The organism is Alteromonas sp. (assembly GCF_984505615.1).
Genome location: NZ_CFHOXV010000034.1, coordinates 42,300 through 50,360, shown reverse-complemented (window position 1 = coordinate 50,360; position 8,061 = coordinate 42,300). Strand labels below are relative to the sequence as shown.

Genomic DNA, 8,061 nt, shown 5'->3' with positions numbered 1-8,061 from the left:
CGCCAATGATTTGGACGACCTTACCTTGACTCATAATTAGTCCTCGTTATCTCTTCTAAACCTTTGCCTACACCGCTGCGGCGCCGGATACAATCTCACTGATTTCCTGTGTGATTGCAGCCTGACGGGCCTTGTTGTATACCAGTTGCAGATCATCGATAAGGTTGCCGGCGTTATCTGTTGCCGCTTTCATTGCAACCATACGTGCTGCTTGTTCTGACGCTGCGTTTTCCACAACACCCTGATATACCTGGGATTCGATGTAACGAACCATTAAGGATTCCAGAATTTCTTTTGGATCCGGCTCGTAGATGTAATCCCAACGATGCTTCAGTGTCTCATCTTCTGACTTTGGCAAAGGCAATAATTGATTCATCACAGGCGTTTGCGACATGGTGTTAACGAAGTTGTTGTACACCAGATAAATCTTATCCAGTGTGCCTTCGTCGTAGGCGCGTAACATTACGCGTACCACACCCACTACATCGCTTACCGAAGGCGCATCACCTAAACCTGTTTCTGCGGCAAGTAGCTTACCACCAAAACGGTTAAAGAATGCACAAGCCTTCGAACCTAACGCTGCAAAATCTACTTCAACACCCTGATCGCGATACGCTTTCGCTTTCTGGGTGACCAGCTTGAACTCATTAGTGTTCAGGCCGCCGCATAATCCGCGGTCAGTAGAAATTACGATAAAGCCAACCCGTTTCACGTCACGCTCTTCAAGATAAGGGTGACGGTACTCAAGGTTACCGTTAGCAATGTGACCAATCACTTTTAGCATGCTTTGCGCGTATGGACGGCCATGAGCCATACGTTCCTGCGCCTTTTTCATTTTCGACGCAGCAACCATTTCCATCGCACTGGTAATCTTTTGAGTATTTTTGATACTCCCAATTTTACCTTTAATCTCTTTACCGCTGGCCATGATTATCTCTCCGATTACTCAACGAATTGTGCTGACTACGAAAGCCAGCACCATTGATTACCAAGTTTGAGTTGCTTTGAACTTCGTTAAAGCGTCTTTCAACTGAGAATCAATATCGTCGTTGTAGTTGCCGGTTGCATTGATAGACTTCATCAGCTCAGCGTGTTCGCTGTTCATGTAAGCGTGCAGGGCTGATTCAAAATCAAGGATTTTGCCCAGTTCTACATCTTTTAAGAAGCCTTTCTCAACGGCGTACAGAGACACACCCATATCAGCGATTGACAGAGGCGCATATTGCTTCTGCTTCATCAGTTCGGTTACACGCTCACCGTGTTCAAGCTGTGCACGTGTAGCTTCGTCAAGGTCAGATGCGAACTGAGAGAACGCAGCCAATTCACGATACTGTGCAAGCGCAAGACGGATACCGCCACCCAATTTCTTAATGATCTTGGTCTGAGCAGCACCACCAACACGTGATACAGAGATACCGGCGTTAACAGCAGGACGGATACCTGCGTTAAACAGGTCAGTTTCCAGGAAGATCTGACCATCGGTGATTGAGATAACGTTAGTAGGTACGAACGCTGAAACGTCACCGGCCTGAGTTTCAATGATAGGCAGTGCCGTCAGTGAACCCGTTTGACCTTTAACTTCACCGTTAGTGAAACGCTCTACGTACTTGTCGTTTACACGGGCTGCACGCTCCAGCAGACGGCTGTGGAGGTAGAAAACGTCACCTGGGTATGCTTCACGACCAGGAGGACGTTTCAGAAGCAGAGAGATCTGACGGTAAGCAACAGCTTGCTTAGACAGGTCATCATATACGATCAGTGCATCTTCACCACGGTCACGGAAGTACTCACCCATGGTACAACCAGAGTAAGGTGCCAGGTACTGCAGAGCAGCAGATTCAGAAGCAGAAGCCGCAACAACGATGGTGTGAGCCAGCGCGCCGTGTTCTTCCAGTTTGCGTACTACGTTAGCAATAGTAGAAGCCTTCTGGCCAACTGCTACGTAAACACACTTAATGCCTGAATCTTTCTGTTGAATGATGGCATCAACAGCCATGGCTGTTTTACCACACTGACGGTCACCGATGATAAGCTCACGCTGACCACGACCAACAGGAATCATCGCATCAACTGACTTGTAGCCAGTTTGTACTGGTTGATCAACCGATTGACGGTCGATTACGCCAGGTGCGATTTTTTCTACTGGCTCATAGCCTGCCGCTTCAACAGCGCCTTTACCATCAATAGGCTCACCCAGGGTGTTTACAACACGACCCAGCAGGCCAGGGCCTACAGGTACTTCAAGGATACGGCCGGTAGATTGTACTTTAGTGCCTTCTTGCAGGTCCGCATACGGACCCATAACTACTGCACCAACTGAATCTCGTTCAAGGTTCAGTGCAATAGCGTAGCGACTACCAGGAAGCTCAATCATTTCACCTTGCATTACATCGGCCAGGCCGTGAATGCGGATAATACCGTCAGTTACTGCGACGATAGTCCCTTCGGTGCGAGCTTCACTGGTTACATTAAACTGTTCAATTCGCTTTTTGATCAGTTCTGCAATTTCAGTGGAATTAAGTTGCATACTCTTATCCCCGTTATGCTTGCAACGCGTCTGCGAGACGGTTCAATTTCGACTTCACGGAACCATCAATAACTGTATCACCGGCTTTGACTACAAAGCCTGCAACCAGGGCAGGGTCCACGTTACAATTAAGCTTCACTTTACGTGCCAAACGTTTTTCTAACGATGCACTGATTTCAGCAGTTTGCGCATCAGACAATGCAGAAGCAGAAGTCAGCTGGACTTCAATTTCTTTGTCGTAATCCGCTTTCAAAGCATTAAACAGCTCTGAAATGGCTGGCAGGGCAACTAAACGTTTATTCTCAGCCAGAACCTTAATGAAGTTCTGACCATGTTCGTCGATCTGTTCACCGCACACATTGATGAAAATCTCAGCGAGTTGGTCAGCGGCAACAGCACCAGTCATTAACTGATGCATGTCTTCGTTGTCAGCAACTTCGCCGGCAAACACCAGCATGTCCTGCCATTTGGCAACGGCGTTTTGTTCGACAGCAAAATCGAAAGCAGCTTTAGCGTAGGGACGAGCAACGGTTGTCAATTCAGACATGGCTCATCTCCCTCTTATAGCTCAGCGACAAGTTTTTCAACAATGTCGTTTTGTGCGTTTGCGTCGATTTCACGTTGAAGAATTTGTTCTGCACCAGCAACAGCTAAAGCTGCTACCTGAGCGCGTAATTCTTCCTTGGCACGATTGCGTTCAGCTTCAATTTCGGCATAACCAGAAGCAATGATTTTCTCACGCTCTGAGTAAGCTTTTTGCTTTTCACTTTCTTCAAGTTGACTAGCACGCTTTTTGGCTTGCTCGACAATTTCAGCTGCTTGCGCTTTCGCATCTTTCAACTGGTCAGTAGCTTTCTGCTGAGCCAGTTCCAGGTCTTTTTCAGCGCGTTCAGAAGCTTCAAGGCCATCGGCAATTTTCTTCTGACGCTCTTCAATCGCGCCCAGTAATGGTGGCCATACGTACTTCATGCAGAACCACACGAATACGATAAACGCGATTAATTGACCAATTAGAGTGGCGTTAATGTTCACGACCGCTCCTCCTCATATGTTCGCTAAAAAATGGGTTTAAAAAATTAAGCACCAACAGCGAACAGAAGGTATAGCGCGATACCAACACCGATCATTGCGATGGCGTCGATAAGACCCGCTACGATAAACATCTTAACTTGCAGTTGAGGAGCCAGTTCTGGTTGACGAGCAGCAGATTCTAAGAATTTACCACCCAGCAGACCGAAACCAATAGCGGTACCCAGGGCACCAAGACCAATCAGTAGTGCAACAGCGATGTATAACATGTACGTCTCCGATTTAAGTTAAATTTAAAGTTAAAGTGTAAAAGTAAAACAGTTTGAATCGTTTGCTTTCTTTTCCAGGGATTGCAAAAGATCCGGACTACATTAATGGTCTTCGTGAGCCAGGCTCAGATATACAATGGTCAACATCATAAAGATGAAGGCCTGAAGCACGATTACCAGAATATGGAATACCGCCCATGGGAAGTGCAGAGGCAGCTGCCATACACCCAGGGTCGCAATAAGAATAAAGATCAATTCACCGGCATACAGGTTACCGAACAGTCGCAGCGCCAGTGAGAACGGACGTGCCAGCAGGGTAACAGATTCCAGAATGAAGTTAACCGGAATGAAAGCCCAGTGATTGAAAGGCTGGAATGTCAGCTCTTTCATGAAACCACCAATGCCTTTCACTTTGATGGAGTAGAAAATAATCAGGAAGAATACGCCCAGCGCCAGTGCCAGCGTCATGTTGAGGTCGGTGGTAGGTACCACTTTCATGTACACATGATGCGGGTCCACACCGGTGGCTGCGTTAGCAATCTGACCTGCAGCTGAAGGCAGGAAGTCTACCGGAATCAAGTCCATCAGGTTCATCAGGAACACCCAGACGAAGATGGTCAGTGACAGTGGCGCAATGAGATTATTTTTACCGTGGAAGGTGTCACGAACGTTGTCGTTTACGAACTCAACAACCAGCTCGATAAACGCCTGGGTTTTGCCCGGTACGCCGGAAGTAGCTGATTTAGCCACTTTACGGAATAACCACAGGAACAGAATACCCAGACCGATAGACCAGCCCATCGTATCGATGTTCCAAACCCAGAAACCCGCTTCAGCACATACTTCAGCGACATTATGCAGTTCTTCACCGTGACTAAATTTCACCCCGTCGTCTGTGACGCACATGGTGGCATTGGTCAAATGGTGGAGAATATACTCTTGTGTTGTAATCTCAGATGCCATGTTTCAACCTAAAAAAATTAAAGTGTAAAAACTTTCCGGCGTTTCGTCTGTAAGACCCTGGTCTTGCTACCAAGGTATCACTCTGTCTTTTTGTTATCGTTTTTGTTGACGAAACATTGCCAGCCAATAGCTGACAGTTGTGACGGCGAATGCTGCAAAAACCGCTTCGGGTATCGCATGCAAAAATTTAAAAGCCACCACAAATAAAATAACTGCTAAAACCAGGCGCAGTTTGGCTCCCTGGCTGAAGCTCCGTACTACCAGTTCATTTTTACTGGCACCGGAGTAACGAAATGCGAATAACGCAAAAATCGCGTTGGGCAGAATGCTGATTAACGCGCCAATAGCAGCTGATTTCGCTACTTCAACGGACATCGCCCAGGCGCTGATGATGACCAGCAGAGTCATGACAATTACCTGAATCTGCAAGGCATGTCTGGCAAGTTTTTTACCGGCCCCTGCCAAATCTCTGTTCACCATTGTTTTATGCTTATTTGAGCCCAAATAAAAAGCGTCAGAAGTATACTGTTTTACCGATAATTTTCAACCATACATCGCGTTTTGAAAGTTATTCTGAAAATTTTCTTATCGAATAACAGGACGAAACGCATTGTACGCGAAAAGTGCGGGAATAACGACCACCGTTAACATTTTGCTAACTATGGCCGTAAAGTGGATTAGTGTATTTTAGAAAGGATACCGTCCAGCTGTTCTAAATCATTGAAGTTGATAGTAATTTTACCTTTTCCTTTAGCGTTATGGTCAATCACGACCGGCGCACCAAGGTTATCAGACAGGCGGGTCATCAGACTTTGCACATCCGGATCAACGGTTTTTTCCGGTTTTGGCTTCGCCGGCTCCAGACATTTGCGTACTAATTTTTCTGTGTCTCTTACCGTTAAACCTTTTCCGGATACGACCTGAGCCACTTCAGATTGCTGACCGCCGGTGAGTCCGAGCAGCGCCCGGGCATGACCCATTTCAATATCGCCGTGCTCAAGCAAGGTTTTGACATCATCATTGAGGTTATTCAGGCGCAGTAAATTTGTTACCGTCGCCCGGGATTTACCCACCGCCTCAGCGGTTTGTGCATGGGTAAGTTCAAACTCGTTCATTAGACGCTCAAGGGCCTGTGCCTCTTCCATGGCGTTTAAATCTTCACGCTGAATATTTTCAATCAGTGCAATGGCCACAGCCGCTTCATCCGGCACGTCTTTGATGAGACAAGGCACAACGTCGAGTTGCGCAAGCTGGGCAGCCCGCCAGCGTCGTTCACCGGCAATAATTTCGTACTGGTCTTTGCCCAGTGTACGCACCACAATCGGTTGAATAACGCCCTGGGAACGGATAGAAGACGCCAGTTCTTCAAGCGCTTCGGGAGACATGTCTTTACGGGGCTGATATTTCCCCGGCTTCAAAAATTCGACCGGCAGCTTACTCAATTCACTTTGCGATGCCGCAGTGCTGTCAGTTTCCTGTTCACGACGGGCAGCGGAAGACTGACTGGTCGCCAGCAATGCATCCAGGCCCCGACCGAGTCCTCTTTTCTTAGCAGACATATATTCCTCAATGACTCAAGCGATTAAGACAAACAGATTTTTGGCTAGTTTAACAGATTAACTGGCTTTTGCGGGCTGTAATGTCTTCTCACGGCGGCGAAGAATTTCACCGGCCAGAGACAGGTACGCTTTTGCGCCTGCCGATGATTTATCATAGTACATGGCGGGCATGCTGAAACTGGGCGCTTCGGCCAGTCTCACGTTGCGGGGAATGACCGTGCGGTAAACCTGTTCACCAAAATGACGTTTCAGTTGTTCAGACACATCATTGGCCAGACGATTTCGGGGATCGTACATGGTGCGCAGTACACCCTCAATTTTCAATTCAGGGTTTACCACCGAAGCCAGTTTCTGAATGGTATCCATCAGCGCTGTTAAACCTTCAAGGGCATAGTATTCACACTGCATAGGTACCAGTACTGAATCAGCCGCAGCCAGCGCATTAACGGTAAGCTGGTTAAGTGAGGGCGGGCAGTCAATAAAAACAAAATCGTAATAATCCATCACCGGCTTGAGTGAATTACGCAGACGGACTTCACGGGCAAACATTTCCATCAGTTTGATTTCAGCTGCCGTGACATCACCGTTTGCGGCAATAAGATCGTATTTTCCTGACGTATTTTTGATGATGACTTCATCAACAGGCTTTTCTTCAATCAGTAATTCAAAACACGTGCATTCTGCTTCGTATTTATCAACACCGCTGGCCATGGTGGCATTGCCCTGAGGATCCAGATCGATAAGCAGCACTTTACGCTTGGTCGCAGCCATAGACGCCGCAACATTCACTGCTGTGGTTGTTTTGCCCACACCACCTTTTTGATTCGCTATTGCGATTACCTTCGCCACTGTGCACCCGTCAAACTTTTCGAATAGTTACTAAATGACGCTCTCCGGTCAGATCCGGCACGGATAACGCCTCTACGGACCCGATCTGGAAGTGATCACTTACTTCGTCTATCTCACTTTGAGGAAATTGTCCCTTCAGAGCAAAAAAGACTCCTGATGAATCTACCAGATGCTGGCACCAGTGCAACATATCTTTCAACGACGCAAAAGCACGGCTCAACACAATATCGTAAGGTTGTGCAGGTTCATGCTCTTCTACGCGACTGTACACAGGAGTGACATTTGTCAGACCAAGTTCGAATGCACATTGTTTCATAAACCGGACACGTTTGCCCAAACTATCCAGTAACGTGAATTCAATATCCGGCAACATAATAGCCAGAGGCATGCCGGGCAGGCCCGGTCCGGTACCCACATCGATAACCCGCTTACCGCTGACAAACCGGGTAACGGCCAGTGAGTCAAGAATATGTTTTACCATCATCTGCTCAGGATCGCGCACCGAGGTAAGGTTGTAGGCTTTATTCCATTTGTCGATACGCTGAACATATCCGGTGAGCTTATCAGCCTGTTCAGTGGTGATGTCCAGCGCTAACTTTTCGCAGCCCTGCAACAAAATTTCATTGAGTTTTACAGTATCGACGTTACTCACGCTGTCTTTAATTCCTGTTTACGTAACATGCCATGCTTTTTCAGATACACCAGCAACAACGAAATAGCCGCCGGCGTAATACCCGAGATCCGCGATGCCTTACCAATGGTTTCCGGTCTGGCTTCGGTAAGCTTGGCCACCACTTCGTTTGAAAGACCGGATATTTTACTGTAATCGAAGTCCATTGGCAGCAACGTATTTTCATGGCGTTGC

Annotated in this window: 10 protein-coding genes and 1 pseudogene; all 11 read right to left on the bottom strand. The window is 47.4% G+C overall.

Annotated elements, in window-relative coordinates; all coding sequences use genetic code 11:
* Window positions 1-67: 67 nt before the first annotated feature.
* Complete coding sequence (gene atpG / locus AC4PME_RS16005) at window positions 68-928, bottom strand: F0F1 ATP synthase subunit gamma (RefSeq protein ID WP_119503209.1); 861 nt, start codon at window positions 926-928, stop codon at window positions 68-70.
* A 57-nt stretch (window positions 929-985) separates the two neighbouring features.
* Window positions 986-2,527 (bottom strand): F0F1 ATP synthase subunit alpha, encoded by a 1,542-nt coding sequence (atpA, locus tag AC4PME_RS16000; protein ID WP_119503210.1) that lies wholly within the window; start codon window positions 2,525-2,527, stop codon window positions 986-988.
* Between the two features lie 13 nt (window positions 2,528-2,540).
* Complete coding sequence (gene atpH / locus AC4PME_RS15995) at window positions 2,541-3,074, bottom strand: F0F1 ATP synthase subunit delta (protein WP_119503211.1); 534 nt, start codon at window positions 3,072-3,074, stop codon at window positions 2,541-2,543.
* 14 nt (window positions 3,075-3,088) lie between these two features.
* A complete protein-coding gene (gene atpF / locus AC4PME_RS15990) occupies window positions 3,089-3,559 on the bottom strand; it encodes a F0F1 ATP synthase subunit B (protein ID WP_119503212.1) in 471 nt (156 codons plus the stop codon).
* A gap of 44 nt (window positions 3,560-3,603) precedes the next feature.
* Window positions 3,604-3,825 carry a F0F1 ATP synthase subunit C gene (gene atpE, locus AC4PME_RS15985; RefSeq protein ID WP_012520222.1) on the bottom strand — a complete coding sequence of 74 codons (222 nt, stop codon included), beginning with the start codon at window positions 3,823-3,825 and terminating at the stop codon, window positions 3,604-3,606.
* Between the two features lie 102 nt (window positions 3,826-3,927).
* Window positions 3,928-4,788 (bottom strand): F0F1 ATP synthase subunit A, encoded by an 861-nt coding sequence (gene atpB / locus AC4PME_RS15980; protein ID WP_119503213.1) that lies wholly within the window; start codon window positions 4,786-4,788, stop codon window positions 3,928-3,930.
* A 93-nt stretch (window positions 4,789-4,881) separates the two neighbouring features.
* Complete coding sequence (locus AC4PME_RS15975; protein WP_474848837.1) at window positions 4,882-5,163, bottom strand: ATP synthase subunit I; 282 nt, start codon at window positions 5,161-5,163, stop codon at window positions 4,882-4,884.
* A 302-nt stretch (window positions 5,164-5,465) separates the two neighbouring features.
* Entirely contained in the window at window positions 5,466-6,347 is an 882-nt protein-coding gene (locus tag AC4PME_RS15970; RefSeq protein WP_119503215.1) for a ParB/RepB/Spo0J family partition protein, read from the bottom strand.
* A gap of 57 nt (window positions 6,348-6,404) precedes the next feature.
* Window positions 6,405-7,196 carry a ParA family protein gene (locus AC4PME_RS15965; RefSeq protein ID WP_119503216.1) on the bottom strand — a complete coding sequence of 264 codons (792 nt, stop codon included), beginning with the start codon at window positions 7,194-7,196 and terminating at the stop codon, window positions 6,405-6,407.
* A gap of 10 nt (window positions 7,197-7,206) precedes the next feature.
* Window positions 7,207-7,848, bottom strand: coding sequence for a 16S rRNA (guanine(527)-N(7))-methyltransferase RsmG (gene rsmG, locus AC4PME_RS15960; RefSeq protein ID WP_491044876.1), 642 nt, complete (start codon window positions 7,846-7,848; stop codon window positions 7,207-7,209).
* A pseudogene (gene gidA / locus AC4PME_RS15955) lies at window positions 7,845-8,061 on the bottom strand (tRNA uridine-5-carboxymethylaminomethyl(34) synthesis enzyme MnmG); the annotation flags it as partial. The pseudogene gidA and the gene rsmG, both read right to left, overlap by 4 nt.